Below are 18,050 nucleotides of genomic sequence, written 5' to 3'. Positions count from 1 at the left end.
TCCTTCCCTTTGGTGCCCGCGGACCCCGGCGCCTCAATTGTTGATGCTTCCACGCGGGTGATCAGCATGCTTATTATGTGCTTACGGGATGAGAGTTGGAAACAGGATCAGTCCTGTTTGGGGAGAGGGGCCGTGAATGAGTTTCCAGGATGACGCCGGAAGGATCCCTGCAAATACAGAAAGGATCCCGGCGGGCACAGGACCTGCCGCAAGGAGCCAGGGTATGGTGCCTGGTTCTTCCCGCCCGACGCGTACGGCAGCCGTATGGGTTGCGGTGGCAGTGGGGCTAGTGGTGCTCGTGCTGCTGATCGTCTTCTTCGTGCAGAACCAGGACATGGTGACCGTCAGGTTCTTCGGATTGGAAGGATCGCTCGCCCTGGGCACGACGCTCTTTATCGCGGCGGTCGGTGGCGGCGTACTGGTTGCGCTGGCCGGAGGGGCCCGCATCCTGCAGCTGCGGATCATCAACCACCGCCGCCAACGCAGCCTCGCTGGGCCCGGGACCGGTGCGTGAGTTGGGATTGCTTAGTTAAATGCGGAAGGACCAGTTCACATGAACTGGTCCTTCCGCATTTAACCCGACGGCGGCACTCCCTGACGACGATCAGACCGCCCGGGTTGTGGTGGTCCTAGCCCTCGCAGTCAGTGCAGTAGGCCACGCCATCTTTCTCGCGGGCAATCTGCGAGCGGTGGCGGACCAGGAAGCACGAGTTGCACGTGAACTCGTCGTTGGCCTGCGGGATGACCTGGATGACCAGTTCTTCGGCGACGATTTCGCCGCCGGGCCCGTTGGCGTCGAGGCCATCGGTCTCGTCGAGTTCCAGCACCACGCTCTTGGCCGTGGGGGCGCTGGCGGACTGGAGTGCCTGGAGGGACTGCTCCTGATTTTCTTTGACGTCTGTGCGGAGTTCGTCGTAATCGGCTGCCACTTGTTTATTTGCCTCTTCAGATAGGGGAGTTACGGCTATGCAACGTACAGCATGCCATGAAAATTCCATACCATACCGTAAAGAGGCCACATGTGGGGAAAACCACGGTAACTTATGTCATTGAATGGACACGTTAGGGGTGTTCACCTGTCTCAGCGCAGCTCAATATCCAACTTCTGGAAGTTGTCTGCGGCATGGCGACCCACCAATAGGGTAAACGTGCCCGGCTCGAACTGCCAGCCGCCGTCGTAATGGGCGAAGGCCCTGGCCGGAATCCGCACCTCAACGCTTTCAGTCCCGGACGGCGCCAAGTGCGTTCCCGCGTAGCCGGCCAGCCAGCGGACGGGCCGTTCCACCGCTGTGTCCGGGCGGGCAAGGTACACCTGGACCACCTCACGGCCCGTGCGGTTTCCGGTGTTGCGGACCGGCACGTGGACCACCACGTCCTTACCCGCAGGCACGCACTGCGGCGCGTGGGCCGTGCCGAACTCGATGCTGGTGTAGCCGAGGCCGAACCCGAACGGCAGGGCCGGTGCTGCGCCACCAGCAGCTTCCTGTTTGAGCCAGGCACGGTACCCGACGTGGATTCCCTCGGAGTACACCACCTTGCCCTCCGCCGGCGTTGTACTGAGCACTGGAACGTCCTCCAGCGCCGCCGGCCAGGTGGTGGGCAGCCGTCCTCCGGGCTCTTCCTTGCCCACAAGGATGTCCGCGATTGCGTGGCCGAACTCCTGGCCGCCGAACCAGCCGAGCAGCACTGCACTGACCTTGTCCAGCCACGGCATCAGAACGGGTGATCCTGAGTTGACCACCACCACGGTGCGGAGATTGGCTGCGGCCACGGCTGCAACCAGCTCGTCCTGGAACCCGGGGAGATCCAGGTTGCTGCGGTCGAAGCCCTCGGACTCAATGGCTGCGTTGGTGCCAACCACCACAACGGCGACGTCGGAGGCGCGGGCGGCTTCCACCGCGGCGGCGATGTCGGCTTGCGGATTGTCCGCCACCGTTTCCTCGCCAAGCAGGATGGCCGTGAGTGGAATGAACTGTTCCCCGGGCAGCCGGTACTCCGCTTCGATCCGAACCGTTTGGCCGGCGGCGGTTTCGATGGCATGGATCGTAGCGGGCGGGTCGAAGAGGGCCGCGCCGAGGACGTTGGTTTGATCCTCCAGTTCGCCGTTGAAGACGTCTTTACCGTCCACGGCCAGGCGGATTTTGCCCACGGTGCCCACCCCGATGTGATGGGTTCCAGCCGTCCGTGCCGTCCAGTCGGTGACCATCCGGATGCTCGCTGTGCCCTCCGGGATCCCAACACCGAACCAGATAAGGTGAGAGGCAAACCGGTCCTCGCCTGAAATTTCCGAGCCGTCCGCAGCATGGAAGGTCACCCGTACGCCGGCAACTCCGGACACTGGATTGTGCAGGTCCGTCCGGGAAAAGGCCTGGATACCCTCGGCTACCTTGGCCCCGCGCGCATAGGTGACCTTGACGTCATCGGGCAGTGCCTTCCGCAACCCTTCCAGCGGCGAGACGGTGTGCTTGGGCATGACCGTAGCGCTCCCGCCACCTTGGGTGCGCGCCTCCTCGGCATTGTGGCCGATGACCGCGACGCTGCCGATACTGCCGGCGTTTAGGGGAAGCAGTCCATCGCGGTTGCGGACCAGTACCGCTCCGCGTACGGCAACGTCGCGTGCGACGGCGGCTCCGTCGAGTGCGGCGGGTAGCCGGGTAATTGCCGGCTTGAAGCCTTCGAGCACGCCGACGCGGGCCGCAAGCCGGAGGATGCGGGTGACCTTCTCCAGGATGGCCTCGCGGCTGACGCGGCCGTCGTTGACCGCAGCCACGAGTTTGGGTCCCCAGTGGCCCACAGGACCCGGCATTTCCAGGTCCTGGTGCGCGTTTGCGGCGTCAATGGAGCGTACTCCGGTCCAGTCGGAGACCACTACGCCGTCGAAGCCCCATTCCGTGGAGAGCGGTGTTTCCAGGAGATCGTTTTCGCTGGCCGTGGTGCCGTTGATGGAGTTGTAGGAACTCATGACGAGCCAGGCGCGGGCTTCCCGGATGGCGTCCTCGAACGCTGCGAGGTAGAGCTCGCGCAGGGGTTGCTCTTCAACCACCGAGTCTGCGGTGAAGCGGTCAGTTTCCGCCTCGTTGGCGAGGTAGTGCTTGGGTGTCGCACCCACGCCCATGGACTGGATGCCCTCAACGTAACCGGCCGCAATGGTGGCAGTGAGGCGGGGATCCTCGCTCATGCACTCGAAGTGGCGGCCGCCCAAGGGTGAACGGTGGAGGTTGATGGTGGGGCCGAGCACCGCATGGACGCCCTTGCGCCGGGCTTCCTGGCCAAGGACCTGGCCGTACCGGCGTGCCACGTCAACGCTCCAGGTTGCGGCCAATGCTGTCGGCGAGGGCAGGGAAACGGAGTCGTGGCGTTCGTCGAAGTCCTCACCCCGGACGCCTGCCGGACCATCGGACAGGACGATCCGGCCCAGGCCGATGTCGGGAAGGGAATGGGTGGACCAGATGTCCGCGCCGGTGAGCAGCCGGACCTGCTGTTCGGGGCTGAGTCCGGAAGCAAGCTCGCGGATCCTCGCTTCGGCATCGTCGGTGCCGACGGTGAGGGCTTCCATCAGGCGGGGTTGATTCATGGTGACTCCTTTGTGCATGGCCTTTTCAGGACTTTCACCAAGGGTAGCGCTAGAAATCTAGTGTGACTAGGTTTTTAGGGCAGAAGCCCGCAAATATAGACTGAACCAATGTCTACTTCGAGGGCACGCGGACAGTACGCCAAGGGCGCCGAGCGCCGGGAGCAGATCATCCAGACAGCCACAGACGTCTTCGCCACCGAAGGATTTGAAGGGACCGCGCTCAAGCGGGTCGCCGAACTCGTAGGAGTCCGGGAAGCAACGCTCTTCCACTACTTCAAGGGCAAGCAGGAGCTCCTCACGGCGGTCCTCGCCGAGCGCGACCGCCGGGCAGCCGCCGTCGGGAATTCCGAAAAAGCGGGACTTGACCTGATGGCCCCGATCGCCGAGCGGAACCGCCAGGAGCCCGGGCTGACCACCCTGTACGCGGTGGCCTCGGCGACCGCCAGCCACCCCGGGCATGACTCCCATGAGTACTTCCGCCAACGGTACGAGGCTCTGGTGGGGGACATCAGCGCTGATATTGCCCGGCGCCAGCACCTGGGGGAGGTTCGGTCCGACGTGGATCCTGTGCAGCTCTCCCGCCTGGTGGTGGCGGCCTTCGATGGACTCCAACTGCAGTGGCTCTACGACAAGGACGTGGACATGGCACAGGGACTCCGGACCCTCATCGATGTCCTCTTGCCCCCGGCCGGATGACCTGCCGAAGCAGTTAACGGATAACGCCGCCCTGAAGCCTCAGGACGGCGCTATCTTTTGGACCTGTCAGGGCCTGCGGCCCCGGGATGTTCCTAGCGGCCGGTGCCGCCGTAGACGGTAGCCTCGGCGTCGCCGTCGAGCTCGAATGCGGCGTGGATGGCGCGGACGGCGTCATCGAGCTTGTCGGCGCTGGTAACCACCGAGATGCGGATTTCCGAGGTGGAGATCATGTCGATGTTGATGCCGGCGTCAGAGAGTGCCTTGAAGAACGTAGCCGAAACGCCCGGGTGCGAACGCATGCCGGCGCCGATGAGGGACAGCTTGCCGACGTTCTCGTTGTACTCGATGCTCTCGAAGCCGATCTGGCCCTCAGCGGCGCGAAGGGCAGCCAGGGCGTCGGCGCCTTCAACGATGGGCAGCGTGAAGGAGATGTCCGTGCGGCCCGTCCCGTGGGTGGAAACGTTCTGGACGATCATGTCGATGTTCGAGTGGGCATCGGCGATCACCTGGAAGATCGCAGCCGCCTTGCCGGGGATATCCGGGACGCCAACGACGGTGACCTTGGCTTCGGACCGGTCGTGTGCAACGCCGGAGATGATTGGCTGCTCCAAGGCAACTCCCTCTTGAATCGTGAACTTTTCATCGGCACCCGGGATGACCCATGTGCCTTCGTGGTTACTGAATGAAGACCGCACGTGCAGCGGCACGCCGAACCGGCGGGCATACTCCACGCAGCGCAGGTGCAGGATCTTGGCGCCGGAAGCAGCGAGCTCCAGCATCTCCTCGCTGGAGATGCGGTCGATCTTCTGGGCGGAAGAAACCACGCGGGGATCGGCAGTGTAGATGCCGTCAACGTCCGTGTAGATCTCGCAAACGTCCGCTTCCAGCGCTGCGGCCAGCGCAACAGCCGTGGTGTCCGAACCGCCGCGGCCCAGCGTGGTGATCTCATTGGTGACGCGGGTCATGCCCTGGAAGCCGGCGACGATTGCTATGTGGCCCTTGTCCAGCGCCGTCCGGATCCGGTGCGGGTCGACGTCGATAATTCGCGCCTTGCCGTGGATACCGTCGGTAATCATGCCGGCCTGCGAGCCGGTAAACGACTGGGCGGAAGCACCAAACTTGTTGATCGCCATTGCCAGCAGCGCCATGGAAATGCGCTCGCCGGCGGACAACAGCATGTCCATCTCACGGGCGGGGGCGGAGTCGGTGACCTGGGCTGCGAGGTCGAGGAGCTCATCCGTGGTGTCACCCATTGCGGAGACGACAACGACTACCTCGTTGCCGGCCTTCTGCGCATCCACCACCCGCTGGGCAACCCGTTTGATGCCGTCGGCATCGGCAACCGAGGAACCGCCGAACTTCTGGACGATCAGCTGCTTGGTAATGGCAGCTCCGCCTGCGAGCTCTTCGATTTTCACTTCGGTAGTGGGCATAGTCATGCGCGCACCCTCACTGCAATTAATAGGGTTCGAATCCGGCGTACCAATATCCTCATTGGAGCACGCCGGCGTAGCTTATTTGCCAAGTTTATCGCCGGGTGCTCCCCACGCAGGAATTGTGACCACATGGCGGCATCATGAGGCATTTCGGCCTATGATCGCCCGGCGTACTATCCATTTATGACGTTCCAGGGCGGAGATTCCGACTATGAGGTGATCGGTGGGGGAGTCATTGACGACCGTCGTCCGCACCGTGCCGGGACCGAGGCGGGACCGGCAGCGGCCCCCAATGATGGCTCACCGGCCCATCCGCGCAATCCGGTGGGTGCAGCGGCCCGCGCTGCCTGGTCGGATGTGGTCGCGTCCCTTGGCTCGTGGCGGTACTGGACTGCATGCGTTCTGGGGATAGCGGCCGCCGGCGCCTTGACCGCGGCGTTGGTGGGATTCGGCGCAGCCAACGGATGGTTCGAAACCGGCCTGTGGGAAGCCGTCTACCTGCTGCTGGGGGCTTGGTTGGTCCTTGTGGCTGCAGTCCATGGAGCCGTCCGAGGGTTCAGGCGTCCCGCCTCCGGCGTTCTTGCCGCCCTGTTCTCAGGAGTGCTGCATGGCCTGGTCCTGGCTCTTTTGTCCGGCGTTGTCCTGGCTGCGGTTGGCGCAGCAACCGGAGGGCCGATCGCGCTGGCGATTGCCGCCGTCGTAGTTGTCACTGTGGAGGTGGCGCTGTTCGGGCTGATCGGTGCCGGCAGCCGCGCCTGTTTCCGGAGGGCCTTGCCCGGAGGAGTGCTTGTGGCCCTGCTCCTGGCTTTCCTGTTGTTCGGAAACGTGGTGGCAACCCTCGCGCTGCTTCCGGGCACGTCCACCACTGCGCAAGCCTCGGTTCCGGTCAACGTGGAGCGCGACGAATCCGGGCGCATGACCGCTTATGAATGCGTGGGACAAACCCGCCCGGTTGAGGTTGCGCACACCGATCGGGTGGCATGGATCGCGGCGAGCAACCCGGCGATGGTCTTCGGGAGCACGGCGGGGGAGTTTGTTCCCAGGAACAGCGATTTCGCGTGGATACTGGCCGGGTTGCAATGGGCCGCCGATGGTCCGCAGCGGGACGTTCCCTGCCTCGGAGGCGAATCAAGTGACAGCCTGCCGCCAACGGTTCCGGTCGCGGTCACCGGCCTGGCGCTGCAGGGTGCCGTGGCTGCGTTGGTGGTGATTTCCGGGCGGATGCGGTTGCGCCGGAAGGCCTGAGCTATTCGGCGGCTGGTGTTGGTCAGGGTCCCGCGATCAGGCGAGGGCGTTTCGGCGGCCCTCGAAGGCACGGCCGAGCGTCACTTCGTCGGCGTACTCGAGGTCTCCGCCCACCGGCAGGCCGGACGCGAGGCGCGTGACCGTGATGCCGATCGTTTTCAGCATCCGTGCCAAGTAGGTGGCCGTCGCCTCGCCCTCGAGGTTCGGATCGGTGGCGATGATGATTTCCTGGATGGCGCCGTCGTTGAGCCGCGTAAGGAGCTCGCGGATCCGCAGTTGTTCCGGGCCGACGCCCGCGATGGGGTTAATGGCGCCGCCCAGTACGTGGTAGCGCCCACGGAAGGTACGCGTACGTTCAACGGCCAGGACGTCCTTCGATTCCTCTACCACGCAAATGACCGATGGGTCCCGGCGGGGGTCGCGGCAAATGTTGCAGGTTTCCTGCTCAGTGACGTTGAAGCATACAGAGCAGAACTTCACGCGTTCCTTGACGGTGGTGATGGCTGCAACCAAGCGCTTCATATCCTCGGGATCAGCCTCGAGGATATGGAACGCCAGGCGCTGCGCCGATTTTGGCCCAACGCCGGGGAGCCGGCCGAGCTCGTCAATCAGCTCTTGAACTGCACCTTCGTACACAATGTCCTCGTTCGTTTCGTTGCAATGCCGCTGCGCCCAGGGTTAGGGCTGCGTGCCAGGCGCAGATGGTGGTCAGCGCATGTGGAGGGGAGAACCGTCCAACGACCGCTCTTCAATCAGCTTTCCGCCCAGAATACGCTCAACTGCGGCGCGTCCGAACACCCTCGATTCCTCGATGGTCTCGTCCTCGGGGCTGGGGATGTCCTCCGCCACGCTGGTCGGCTGGGCTTGGGGATGGGCAGGCGCCTGAACGCGGCCCCGCTGGGCCTCAGGGCTGTTGGTCAACCGCTGGTAGAGGCTCTGCTTGACCGGCCGACCGCCCGACGGCGCGTCCCCTTCGAGCGTGGCGACGGAACCGTGGGCCTCCTGCGGCTCCAGGGACGACAAGGGCCACGCCGGTGCCTTCTGCTGGGTTTGCGTCGCGCCGGTTCCGGGCCATTCCGACGGCGGTGCGACGTCCCAGCCTGAAGAACCGTTGTTCCCGGCGCTGGTGGGCTGGCCGTAAGTGGACGGCTCGGCGGTTTCGCTGCCGATGTCAGGAGTTCCGGCCGTTGGAGCCTGTGCTGTTGCCGGAATCTGGGCTGTTGCCGGTATTTGGGCTGCAGCTGGCTCGTACTGCGGGGCCGACTCGTCCTGCGAGGGCTCGGCGGGTTGGTGGTCGCCGCTGTTGGCTCTAACGCCGACGTTGGATTCCGTGCCAACAACCCACGTTCCCGGCGCGTGCTCCACCGCACGTGACCACGGATCCTGGGCAGGATCCGGCCGCGAAGGGGTCTCAGTGGCATTCGTGGGTTTCGTGGCCTGCGTGGGCTGTGGGCTTGCCTGCGGGCGCGACTGTGCCCGGGGCCGTGCGTCGGCCTCGGCCTGCGCTGGGGCAGGGGTGGCCGGGGCCTCGTACCGGGGCGTCGGCTCCCAGTCAGCCGGCGGTTCCTCATCCAGCGGCGGGGCGTCCTCGTCGAGCGGCGGACCCCAATCGTCATCAGGGTACGAGTAGTCGCCGGCCGTGTCAGGCACGGATGCCTGGGGTCCGGCCTGGGAAGTTGCCTGTGGTCCAGCAGGTGGTTCTTCCGGCGTCTTCGGGCCGGTCAACCAGACCGATTCCCGGTCCACCGGGGAAGCGGCCGGCCAGCTCGGAGCTTCCGCGTTCTCCGTACTGCGGGCCGAGGCCCCTGAGGTGTTGGCAGTGTGATCCGTTGAAACGGGTTCCGGCGCTGCTGGCTCTAGGGCAGGGGTTTCCTGCGCGGGAGCTTTGCGGGGCGCGTCCTGCGCAGGATCTTTCCCGGCGGGAGACTCTTGTTCAGGGCGTGACGCCGGGGCAATGCCCCACGCTGCATCCACGGCGGTGGCAGCTGCTGGAGCTGGTGCTGGAGCGGCCGCGACTGGCGGTTGAGCTGCTGCCGCTGGAGCTAGCGGAGCTGTATTCGATCCGCTGGCCAGGTGTGCAGCTCCGTCTGAAACCGTGTTTCCGGCTCCTTGGGCGCCGGAAACCGGTTCTTGCGTGTTTGTTGCCGGGGTGTCCCGGCTAGTACGTGCTTTTGGGTTTGGTTCAGAGCTCGCTGAGCTGTTGGCGCCTGCTACTGCGACAATCTGGCAATCGATGCCGATGGTCTTGTGGATGGCCTGGCGCAGGTTCTCCGCGTGATCGGCGCGTCCGAACGCCCCGGCAAGGCCACTGGTTGTGAAGGCCAGGGTAAGGACTTGGGCGTCGTACTGGGCCACTTGGGCGTTGGGTTCCACCAAGGCCCAGGTGCTGCGCTTGATCTTGGCCAACGTCTGCAGCACGTCCGGCCAAGCACGCCGGAGCGTTTCGACGTCTCCGCCGGAGGGGGTTGGTGCTGACGGAATGGCCGCGGGCCGAGCTTCCGGCGCAGGTGCGGACTGCGAGGCTGGGACGGATCGCGTGGCTGGTGAAGAAGACGGCTGGTTCTGCTGCGCGGCCGGGCTTTGTGCCGCCGGGGCTGCCTGTCCCGTGGGTGCCGCCGGGTTCTGCTGCGCGGCCGAAGCTTGCACGGGAGCTTGCTGTCCCTCAGAGGGACCCGTTGGGCGCCCGGAAACGGACCGGTCCTCCACCGGCCAGTCGTTGGTGGAGACCCGTGGTGCCGTCAGGGACGTCCGGGCTTCGGAGGCCGGCTGCTGTTGCTGCTGTGGCTCTCGTCGCTGGTGGTCCTGCGACGGAACGGTGGCAGGTGCAACGGGTGCCGACGGTGCCGCGGGGGCAGTAGCGGTTTGGTGCTCAACGGGACGTTCCGCCGGCTGTTGGGGAGTCATGGGCGCCGTAGCAGCAGGGACAGCGGGGGCTGTTTGCTGAGCGGCAGGAGCCACGGGTTGAGCTGCCGGTGCCTGCCGAGCCTGCGAACCGACGGCTGGTGCTGTCCCGGCCTGAGGTGAGGCTGAAGCGGCAGCCGGGATCCCGGCGTCGCCGGTGTAGTTGAGCCGACGTTCCACGCGGTCTATGCGCGCGGCGATCCCGCGCTCCGTCTGCTCCGCGCTCGGAAGGAGAATGCGGGCGCAAAGAAGTTCCAGGTGCAGCCGGGGTGACGTGGCACCGGTCATCTCGGTGAGGGCGGTGTTGGTGACGTCGGCAGCCCGGGACAGTTCAGCCGCACCCAGATTGGTGGCTTGGTTGCGCATGCGGGCGATTTGGTCCTCCGGCATGCCGCGGAGGATGGACTGGGCGCTTTCCGGCATGGCCTGGACGATGATGAGGTCCCGGAACCGCTCCAGGAGGTCCTCCACGAAGCGTCGCGGATCGTGGCCTGTCTGGATGACGCGGTCAACGGCCCGGAACACCGTAGCGGAGTCCGCCGCGGCGACGGCATCCACGACGTCGTCAAGGAGGGAGGCGTGGGTGTAGCCGAGCAGGGCAACGGCGAGCTCGTAATCGAGGCCGTTCGGTCCGGCTCCGGCCATGAGCTGGTCCAGCACGGAAAGGGAGTCGCGGACTGAGCCGCCACCGGCACGGATCACCAGAGAAAGCACGCCCGGAGCCACGGGCACATTCTCCTGGTGGCACAGCAGCTCAAGGTACTTGATGAGCGGCTCCGGCGGCACCAAACGGAAGGGGTAGTGGTGCGTGCGGGAGCGGATGGTGCCGATGACCTTGTCCGGTTCCGTGGTGGCGAAGATGAACTTGATGTGTTCCGGCGGCTCTTCGACGATCTTAAGCAGCGCATTGAAGCCGGCAGAGGTGACCATGTGGGCTTCGTCAATGATGAAGATCTTGTAGCGGTCGCGAACAGGGGCGAACGTGGCGCGTTCACGGAGATCCCGGGCGTCGTCCACACCGCCGTGGCTGGCGGCATCAATCTCGATCACATCCAGCGAACCCGAACCGCCGCGGGCAAGCTCGATGCAGCTGGGGCACTTTCCGCAGGGAGTGTCCGTGGGGCCCTCGGCGCAGTTCAGGCAGCGCGCGAGGATACGCGCGGAAGTGGTCTTGCCACAGCCGCGGGGGCCGGAAAAGAGGTAGGCGTGGTTCACGCGGTTCTTCCGCAGCGCCGTCATCAGCGGCTCCGTGACGTGTTCCTGCCCGATAACGTCCGCGAACGAATCCGGGCGATACCTTCGGTACAGGGCAGTTGTAACAGTCACAGGGAAAACCTACCTATAGGGACTGACATTTAAATAAGAGACCCCTCATGCACCCGCCAGAGCCCATCTACCCTTGCTACCTTCCGGTCCTGGGGGAGTTCAACAGGATGACGCCACATGAGGGGCCGTCGACAAGCTTACCCGAACTTGGGGCACGGTTCGAATCGGCCGGAGGGTTCTGTGGAAACCGCTCGACGGCGGGTGCTCCGCGCCGTCGAACCCGCCCGTTCCTCTATCAGGTCCCGCCCGTTCCCGGCCGTCCCTCTATCAGGTCCCGCCCGTTCCCGGCCGTCCCTCTATCACCTGCCGCCGCGAGCCCTGCGCATCTGTTTCCGCCTGGCGCACCCGTTGTGAGTGGGCGACGCACCCGTTGCCGCGTGGCGCTCCCGTTCCTATGGGTGCGGATTGCGGGTAGGGGTGCGGCGTCGGCGGCGGGTCAACGGCCAGCCCCGTGTGCGGGGTCAGTGGCGCCACCCATTGACAGGCCACGTCATGAAGGCCGGCTCCTCGTAAGGGTGGGCTTCACGCAAAGCCAGCACCACGCCGTCGAGCAGCTCTCCAGCGACTACGCACTCAACCCGGACTTCCGGCACCTGCTCGGGCTCACCGACGTCGCCGATGAACGGCTGCGCTCCTGGAAGGGGAGTGAAGCGACCTGTGCCGGGCGAGGTGAATGCGCAATGGGAGTAGTCGCCGATTCGACCGGCACCGGCGTCGCCGATCGACTTCAGGACGGCGTCAGCATGGTCTTCCGGCACGTAGACAACCAAGGCGTGCAGTTCGGTCATAAAGACATTTTGTCAGCAACTAAAGCCCGGATCGGGCCCCAGGCATTGCATCCGGGGTGGTCGCAGCGGACCATAAGTATGTACACCGATTGGGGCAATCTCCGTCGATTGTGAGCCGCGGGGCCTGGGCAAGAGGGGCCGGACCCGGCGGCTCAACGGAAGTACCGTAGGAATGGGCGCGTTGGGGGCGTCCATTTTTTCGTTAAAGTCCTCTTGTGCAGGCTGCTGCCAACGGGCGGCGCCACGGGCTTGGAACCCGCTCTGGCGCCCGATTGGGAGATGCCGAAAATCTCAGGTACAGTAGTATCTGCTTTCGAATCGGAAGCAAGGAGAATTCGCCTAGCGGCCTATGGCGCACGCCTGGAACGCGTGTTGGGTTAACGCCCTCGGGGGTTCAAATCCCCCATTCTCCGCGTTTGGCCCCGGTCCACTGGACCGGGGCCTTTTGCGTTTCCGAGCCACGTCCAGGGACAAGCCCCCACGAGGCAGGGCGCGCTAGCTTTGCGCAGCAGCGACCCGTTCCAACACCTCGCGGCACGCCAGGATGGCCGGATGGATGCGCCCTGCGGTGCGCGTAGATGTGAAGATGGTCCGCGCGGGCGAACCGGGCAGGTCAAGCAGCTGGACCGGCCGTTCCATCCCCGTCCAGACGAGGTCCGGCATAAGGGCTACGGCGTTGCCGGATTCAATGAGCCGGATCTGCGCCTGGAGGTCGGCGGTTTCATAGCGTACGTCGGGTTCGAATCCGGCTGAACGGCAGGCTTGCTCGGCCCAGTGCCTTGATGCGGCTCCACGGGGTTCCATGACCCATGGCATGGAGGCCGTGTCCGCGATGGATGCAACATGTTCCCCGCCGAGCCCCACCGGGGGAGTAGCCAGGCGAATGGCGTCGCTGGTCAAGGTCGCCCGGTCGAGGCCGGGGTGATGTGGCGCAGCGTGCCCGGGGTACTGTTCGGCCACCACGATGTCGAAGTCCCTCGCCCACGTCTCGTAAAGCGCGGTTTCCGGTTCCCGTTGGGTCATCTCCACACGCACTTCCGGGTACTCCTGGCGCATGATCGTCAGGAATCCGGGGAGCAGCGCCAGTGCAGCGGACTGGAACACTGCCAGACGGACGGTACCGGTCACGGTGGAAAGCGACGCCGCGAGCTCCGTCTCGGCGCGTTCCAGCGTCTCGAGGAGGGCGGACGTGTGGGCGACGAGGATCTCCGCCTGGGGCGTGAGCTGAACGCGACGCCCCGCTTTCCGGAGGAGTTCCACCCCGGCTTCCTTCTCCAGGAGGGTGAGCTGCTGGGAGACGGAAGACGGGCTGTATTGCATGGCGTCAGCCACCTCGGCGAGGGTGCCGCGGATCTTGAGTTCGTGCAGCAATCGCAGCCTGCGGACGTCCAGCACGGCAGCCTCCAAAACTTCGGGATGAGTAATGAATATTCGTCAGAAAAGGTCGCTTTTCCTAATGGGATTGTAGATCCATACTGATGGAAACAAACAAACTTCTCCGCCCCAGAAGGAGCCCTCATGACCAGCACCCTCCCGGATGCGACCTCCCCGCGCACCCAGGATTCCGGGCAGTTCGACGCACTGGCCCACGAGGCCATTGCTCTGGTTCGCCATTGGCTGACTGAAGCCGCAAAAATTCCTGTTGACGTTTCCGCGCAGCGGCTCGCCGGAGTCCTGAAGGACCCGAACGGCCTGGAGTTCACGGTCGGATTCGTCGACGGCGTCATCCGCCCCGAGGACTTGTCGGTTGCCGGCCGGAAACTCGCCGAACTGGCACCCAAGGTGCCCACGTTCCTTCCGTGGTACATGCGCGGCGCCGTCCGCGTCGGCGGGATCATGGCTCCGATCATGCCCCAGGTGGTCATTCCCATCGCACGCCGCGTACTCCGCGAGATGGTGGGACACCTGATTGTTGATGCCACCGATGCCAAGCTCGGTCCGGCCATCGCCAAAATCAAGCAGGACGGAGTCCACCTTAACGTGAACCTCCTGGGCGAAGCGGTCCTGGGCGAGCACGAGGCCCAGCGCCGTTTGGACGGCACGTTGAAGCTCCTGGCCCGCGAGGACGTGGACTACGTATCCATCAAGGAATCCTCCACCGTGGCCCCGCACTCCCCGTGGGCCTTCGACGAGGCAGTGGACCACGTGGTGGAGAAGCTCACCCCGCTCTACCGCCTGGCAGCGTCGTTCCCCAAGCCCAAGTTCATCAACCTGGACATGGAGGAATACAAAGACCTCAGCATGACCATCGCCGTGTTCAAGCGAATCCTGGATATGCCCGAGTTCCTGAACCTCGAGGCGGGCATCGTCCTGCAGGCCTACCTCCCGGACGCCCTCGGCGCCATGCAGGAACTGCAGGAGTGGGCCGCCGCACGCCGCGCCAAGGGTGGTGCGCCCATCAAGGTGCGCGTGGTTAAGGGTGCCAACCTTCCCATGGAACAGGTGGAGGCATCACTCCACGATTGGCCGCTGGCCACGTGGGGCAGCAAGCAGGATTCGGACACCAGCTACAAGAGCGTCATCAACTACGCCCTCACCCCTGAGCACATTGACGCCGTTCGCATCGGCGTCGCGGGGCACAACCTCTTCGACGTCGCTTTCGCCTGGCTCCTGGCGAAGCAGCGGGGAGTCACTGAAGGCATCGAGTTCGAGATGCTGCTCGGCATGGCGACCGGCCAGGCGACCGCCGTCCGGAAGGACGTCGGCAGCCTGCTCCTTTACACCCCGGTGGTCCATCCGGGTGAGTTCGACGTCGCCATTGCCTACCTGATCCGGCGTCTCGAAGAGGGAGCCAGCCAGGAAAACTTCATGTCTGCCGTGTTCGAGCTCAGTGACAATGAACCGCTCTTCGAACGTGAAAAGCAGCGTTTCCTGAACTCCCTCGCGAACCTGAGCGAGAACGTGCCGGAGCCGAACCGCAAGCAGGACCGCCGCCTTCCGGCTGAACCCGCCCCGACCGAGGGCTTCCGCAACACCCCGGACACCGACCCCGCCCTCCCGGCCAACCGAGCCTGGGGCCGCGACATCCTGGCGCGCATCCCCGGCTCCACGGCGGGTAACGCAATCGTCGAGTCCACCAAGGTCTCCGACGCCGCCGAACTCGAACGCATCATCGCCACGGCCCTCGAAGCAGGCAAGGCATGGGGTGCCCGCCCGGCAGCCGAGCGCGCCGCAATCCTGCACCGCGCCGGGGACATCCTCGAGTCCCGCCGGGCCGAACTGCTCGAAGTGATGGCCTCTGAAACCGGCAAGACCCTGGACCAGGGCGACCCCGAAGTCAGCGAGGCGATCGACTTCGCGCACTACTATGCCGAGCGCGCCAAGGATTTGGAAAAGGTGGACGGCGCCACGTTCGTCCCGGCCAACCTCACCGTGGTGACACCCCCGTGGAACTTCCCGGTGGCGATCCCCGCAGGCTCGACGCTCGCAGCGCTCGCCTCAGGCTCCGCCGTCGTGATCAAACCGGCCAAGCAGGCCCGCCGCTCCGGTTCCGTGATGGTTGACGCGCTCTGGGAAGCTGGCGTGCCGCGTGAACTGCTGGCGCTCGTGCAGCTCGAAGAGCGGGACCTCGGCACGCAGTTGGTGTCGCACCCGAGCGTGGACCGCGTGATCCTCACCGGTGGCTACGAAACCGCAGAACTGTTCCGTTCCTTCCGCCAAGACCTTCCGCTGCTGGCCGAGACGTCGGGCAAGAATGCGATCATCGTGACCCCAAGCGCCGACCTTGACCTCGCCGCCAAGGACGTCGTCTACTCGGCGTTCGGCCATGCCGGCCAGAAGTGCTCCGCTGCGTCGCTCGTGATCCTGGTGGGTTCCGTTGCAAAGTCCAAGCGCTTCCACAACCAGCTGATCGACGCCGCGCGGTCCCTCACCGTGGGCTACCCGGACACCGCAACCACGCAGATGGGTCCCATCATCGAGCCCGCCAACGGCAAGCTCCTCAACGCCCTGACCACCTTGGGCGAAGGGGAAACCTGGGCCGTCAAGCCCGAGCGCCTCGACGGGACGGGCCGCTTGTGGTCCCCGGGCATCCGCTCCGGAGTCAAGCGTGGCTCCTACTTCCACCTGACGGAGTTCTTCGGCCCCGTGCTGGGCGTCATGACCGCCGAGACCCTGGAAGAAGCCATCGCCATCCAGAACGAGATCGAGTACGGCCTCACCGCCGGGCTGCATTCCCTGGATTCCGCCGAGATCGGCACCTGGCTGGAGAGCATCCAGGCCGGCAACCTGTACGTCAACCGGGGCATCACCGGCGCGATCGTCCAGCGCCAGCCCTTCGGCGGGTGGAAGAAATCCGCCGTGGGTGCCGGGACCAAGGCCGGTGGCCCGAACTACCTCATCGGCCTGGGCAACTGGGTGCCCGCGGAGGCACATGCCAAGCGTGGCACCGTCCTGCAGGGTGCCGCTGCGGAGATTCTCGCCGCAGCGAAGTCCGTGGACGCTACTTCCGAGGAACTCCGTGTCCTGGAGCAGTCGCTGTTCAGCGACGCCGACGCCTGGGCAAGCGAGTTCGGTACCCGCAAGGACGTCTCCGCCCTGACCGCCGAGCGGAACGTCTTCCGCTACCGTCCCATCCCGGTCACCATCCGCCTCTCCGAAGGCGAGCGGATCGCCGACCTGCTGCGGGTTGTCGCGGCCGGCGCAGTGGCCGGTTCGGCACTCAAGGTGAGCTCCGCCGTCGTGCTTCCAGACCCCGTGGTGAGCGTATTCGCGAACCTGAATGTCAGCGTCCGGATCGAGGACGACGCCGCGTGGCTGGCCCGGGCGGAAAAGTTCGACGGCGGCCGCATCCGCCTGATCGGTGGCGACTTCACCGCGCTGAGCGCGGCGACAGGGGGCCGTCCGGACGTCGCTGTGTACCACGGCGCCGTGACCCAGGCCGGTCGGATCGAGATGCTGCCGTTCCTCCGCGAACAGGCCGTGTCCATCACCGCCCACCGCTTCGGCACCCCGAACCACCTCTCGGACGGACTGATCTAGCGGCGAGGGGTTAGCTCTCGGCACAAAGTGCCCGTGTAAGGGTCGAAAGCTAACCCCTCGATCACGCCCGCCCCAACCGCTCAAGCCGACGCCGGGCAGCCAGCTCGCTGGGGCCGCGCCGGCCAAGGGCAAGATGGACGAAGGCCAGGATCGCCTTGGTCGCCGTGATGGCCGGCAACGGTACGGGACCCAGGCGGGCTTTCCGCAAGCCAAGGAGCTCCCGGTACTTGGGTTCAAGGCTTGCGACGGCGGCCGCAAAGAGAACGCGGTAACCCGGCCTCAGTAACGGGCTCAGAGGCGGCGTTCGGATGAATTCGACCGTCTCGGCAAGGCGTTCGTCGGAACGCAACACGCCGGAGGAGTACCAGCGGTCCAGCTCCTGCCGTACCTCCGTGTCCGTGACGGGCGGGTCCTCCACCCCCATGAGCCGGCCGGCCGATGCCCACTCACGGACGTAGGCGTCGGCGCCGCCGGGAATGGGGCCGCCGAAGATGCGGTGCGCCGCGAGGAACGAGTCGGCGTAGGTCACGTGGACCCAGCGAAGGAGTTCCGGATTGTTGGCTGCATACTCGCGTGGAGTGCCGTTCCCGTCGATGTACGTTCCTTGGACCCGCTCGTGCAGTTTCCTGACCCGGTTGGTGGCGGCCTGTGCGGCCTCGGTTGAACCGTAGGTCACCGTGAAGATCCAGCGGATGGTGCTTGCCAGGCGGCCCAGCGGGTCTTCCTTGAACCCGGAATGCTCATACACGCCGGCAAGTGCGCCCGGGTGGAGTGCCTGCATCAAGAGGACCCGGATGCCGGCCACGATGGTGGACATGGAGCCGTGCACAGCCCACACCGCCGACCCCGGAAGGTGGTATCCGGCGTCGTTTCCTTCTGCGAGGCGGGGCACCCACTCAGGCGGCGTTCCGGACGTCCCGGTGAACGTGCGCTGAAGTTCGTGGCGGTACTCGAGGAAGTAGTTCCGCATGCCTGCCATTCTGTCCGAAAACCAAGGCTGCGCTCAAGGAATCCCTGCCTGTGGAGGGCCACCAGCCATCTCAAGGAACCTTGAGGAAAAACTGAGCCAACCTTTCGCTCGAAGTCAAGCTGGAAGCCTTTATT

12 protein-coding genes, 1 tRNA gene and 1 other RNA gene are annotated in these 18,050 nt (G+C 65.3%); 5 read left to right on the top strand and 9 right to left on the bottom strand.

Translation table 11 applies throughout. The annotated features are described in order from the left end of the window. Positions 1-223: 223 nt before the first annotated feature. Complete coding sequence (locus tag OCL88_RS11460) at positions 224-514, top strand: lipopolysaccharide assembly LapA domain-containing protein (protein ID WP_264962585.1); 291 nt, start codon at positions 224-226, stop codon at positions 512-514. Between the two features lie 115 nt (positions 515-629). Here the strand turns inward: OCL88_RS11460 and OCL88_RS11455 are convergent, their stop codons facing one another. Together OCL88_RS11455 and OCL88_RS11450 are read right to left on the bottom strand one after the other, a co-directional pair. Then, on the bottom strand, positions 630-929 hold the full coding sequence (locus tag OCL88_RS11455; RefSeq protein ID WP_018778105.1) for a DUF4193 domain-containing protein: 300 nt from the start codon (positions 927-929) through the stop codon (positions 630-632). A 152-nt stretch (positions 930-1,081) separates the two neighbouring features. Further along, positions 1,082-3,574, bottom strand: coding sequence for a beta-glucosidase (locus tag OCL88_RS11450; protein WP_264962584.1), 2,493 nt, complete (start codon positions 3,572-3,574; stop codon positions 1,082-1,084). A 108-nt stretch (positions 3,575-3,682) separates the two neighbouring features. Here OCL88_RS11450 and OCL88_RS11445 point away from each other — a divergent pair, with 108 nt between their 5' ends. Further along, entirely contained in the window at positions 3,683-4,270 is a 588-nt protein-coding gene (locus tag OCL88_RS11445) for a TetR/AcrR family transcriptional regulator (RefSeq protein WP_264962583.1), read from the top strand. Between the two features lie 92 nt (positions 4,271-4,362). Here OCL88_RS11445 and OCL88_RS11440 read toward each other — a convergent pair whose 3' ends face one another. Further along, complete coding sequence (locus tag OCL88_RS11440; protein ID WP_021471657.1) at positions 4,363-5,709, bottom strand: aspartate kinase; 1,347 nt, start codon at positions 5,707-5,709, stop codon at positions 4,363-4,365. 180 nt (positions 5,710-5,889) lie between these two features. Here OCL88_RS11440 and OCL88_RS11435 point away from each other — a divergent pair, with 180 nt between their 5' ends. Next, positions 5,890-6,951, top strand: a complete 1,062-nt coding sequence (locus tag OCL88_RS11435; protein WP_264962582.1) for a hypothetical protein — start codon at positions 5,890-5,892, stop codon at positions 6,949-6,951. A 36-nt stretch (positions 6,952-6,987) separates the two neighbouring features. Here the strand turns inward: OCL88_RS11435 and recR are convergent, their stop codons facing one another. The 4 genes from recR to OCL88_RS11415 form a co-directional block, all read right to left on the bottom strand. Beyond that, a complete protein-coding gene (gene recR, locus OCL88_RS11430) occupies positions 6,988-7,587 on the bottom strand; it encodes a recombination mediator RecR (RefSeq protein ID WP_021471655.1) in 600 nt (199 codons plus the stop codon). 72 nt (positions 7,588-7,659) lie between these two features. After that, complete coding sequence (locus tag OCL88_RS11425; protein ID WP_264962581.1) at positions 7,660-11,178, bottom strand: DNA polymerase III subunit gamma and tau; 3,519 nt, start codon at positions 11,176-11,178, stop codon at positions 7,660-7,662. A gap of 33 nt (positions 11,179-11,211) precedes the next feature. Beyond that, positions 11,212-11,308: signal recognition particle sRNA small type (ffs, locus tag OCL88_RS11420), an RNA gene on the bottom strand. Positions 11,309-11,639: 331 nt separating this feature from the next. Further along, entirely contained in the window at positions 11,640-11,966 is a 327-nt protein-coding gene (locus tag OCL88_RS11415) for a hypothetical protein (RefSeq protein WP_264962580.1), read from the bottom strand. 328 nt (positions 11,967-12,294) lie between these two features. On the opposite strand from OCL88_RS11415, the gene OCL88_RS11410 reads away from it, so the two are divergent. Then, a tRNA-Ser gene (locus OCL88_RS11410) sits at positions 12,295-12,379 on the top strand. 82 nt (positions 12,380-12,461) lie between these two features. On the opposite strand, the gene OCL88_RS11405 is transcribed toward OCL88_RS11410, so the two are convergent. After that, on the bottom strand, positions 12,462-13,361 hold the full coding sequence (locus OCL88_RS11405; protein WP_021471652.1) for a LysR family transcriptional regulator: 900 nt from the start codon (positions 13,359-13,361) through the stop codon (positions 12,462-12,464). Between the two features lie 123 nt (positions 13,362-13,484). Between OCL88_RS11405 and OCL88_RS11400 the strand changes: the two genes are divergently transcribed. Further along, on the top strand, positions 13,485-16,946 hold the full coding sequence (locus OCL88_RS11400) for a bifunctional proline dehydrogenase/L-glutamate gamma-semialdehyde dehydrogenase (RefSeq protein ID WP_264962579.1): 3,462 nt from the start codon (positions 13,485-13,487) through the stop codon (positions 16,944-16,946). Positions 16,947-17,007: 61 nt separating this feature from the next. Here OCL88_RS11400 and OCL88_RS11395 read toward each other — a convergent pair whose 3' ends face one another. Continuing rightward, entirely contained in the window at positions 17,008-17,916 is a 909-nt protein-coding gene (locus tag OCL88_RS11395; RefSeq protein WP_410868488.1) for an oxygenase MpaB family protein, read from the bottom strand. Between the last annotated feature and the right edge of the window lie 134 nt (positions 17,917-18,050).

The sequence above is a fragment of the Paenarthrobacter sp. PAE-2 genome (assembly GCF_026013155.1).
GTDB lineage: Bacteria > Actinomycetota > Actinomycetes > Actinomycetales > Micrococcaceae > Arthrobacter > Arthrobacter ureafaciens.
Note: the sequence above shows the minus strand (reverse complement) of the source record. Positions and strands in the feature narration are given on the sequence as shown.

Excerpts from the sequence above, each read along its gene's own strand:
- OCL88_RS11440 (WP_021471657.1), bottom strand. The coding sequence starts at position 5,709 with ATGACTATGCCCACTACCGAAGTGAAAATCGAAGAGCTCGCAGGCGGA.
- OCL88_RS11395 (WP_410868488.1), bottom strand. The coding sequence starts at position 17,916 with ATGCGGAACTACTTCCTCGAGTACCGCCACGAACTTCAGCGCACGTTC.
- OCL88_RS11445 (WP_264962583.1), top strand. The coding sequence starts at position 3,683 with ATGTCTACTTCGAGGGCACGCGGACAGTACGCCAAGGGCGCCGAGCGC.
- OCL88_RS11460 (WP_264962585.1), top strand. The coding sequence starts at position 224 with ATGGTGCCTGGTTCTTCCCGCCCGACGCGTACGGCAGCCGTATGGGTT.
- OCL88_RS11415 (WP_264962580.1), bottom strand. The coding sequence starts at position 11,966 with ATGACCGAACTGCACGCCTTGGTTGTCTACGTGCCGGAAGACCATGCT.
- OCL88_RS11435 (WP_264962582.1), top strand. The coding sequence starts at position 5,890 with ATGACGTTCCAGGGCGGAGATTCCGACTATGAGGTGATCGGTGGGGGA.
- OCL88_RS11400 (WP_264962579.1), top strand. The coding sequence starts at position 13,485 with ATGACCAGCACCCTCCCGGATGCGACCTCCCCGCGCACCCAGGATTCC.
- OCL88_RS11450 (WP_264962584.1), bottom strand. The coding sequence starts at position 3,574 with ATGAATCAACCCCGCCTGATGGAAGCCCTCACCGTCGGCACCGACGAT.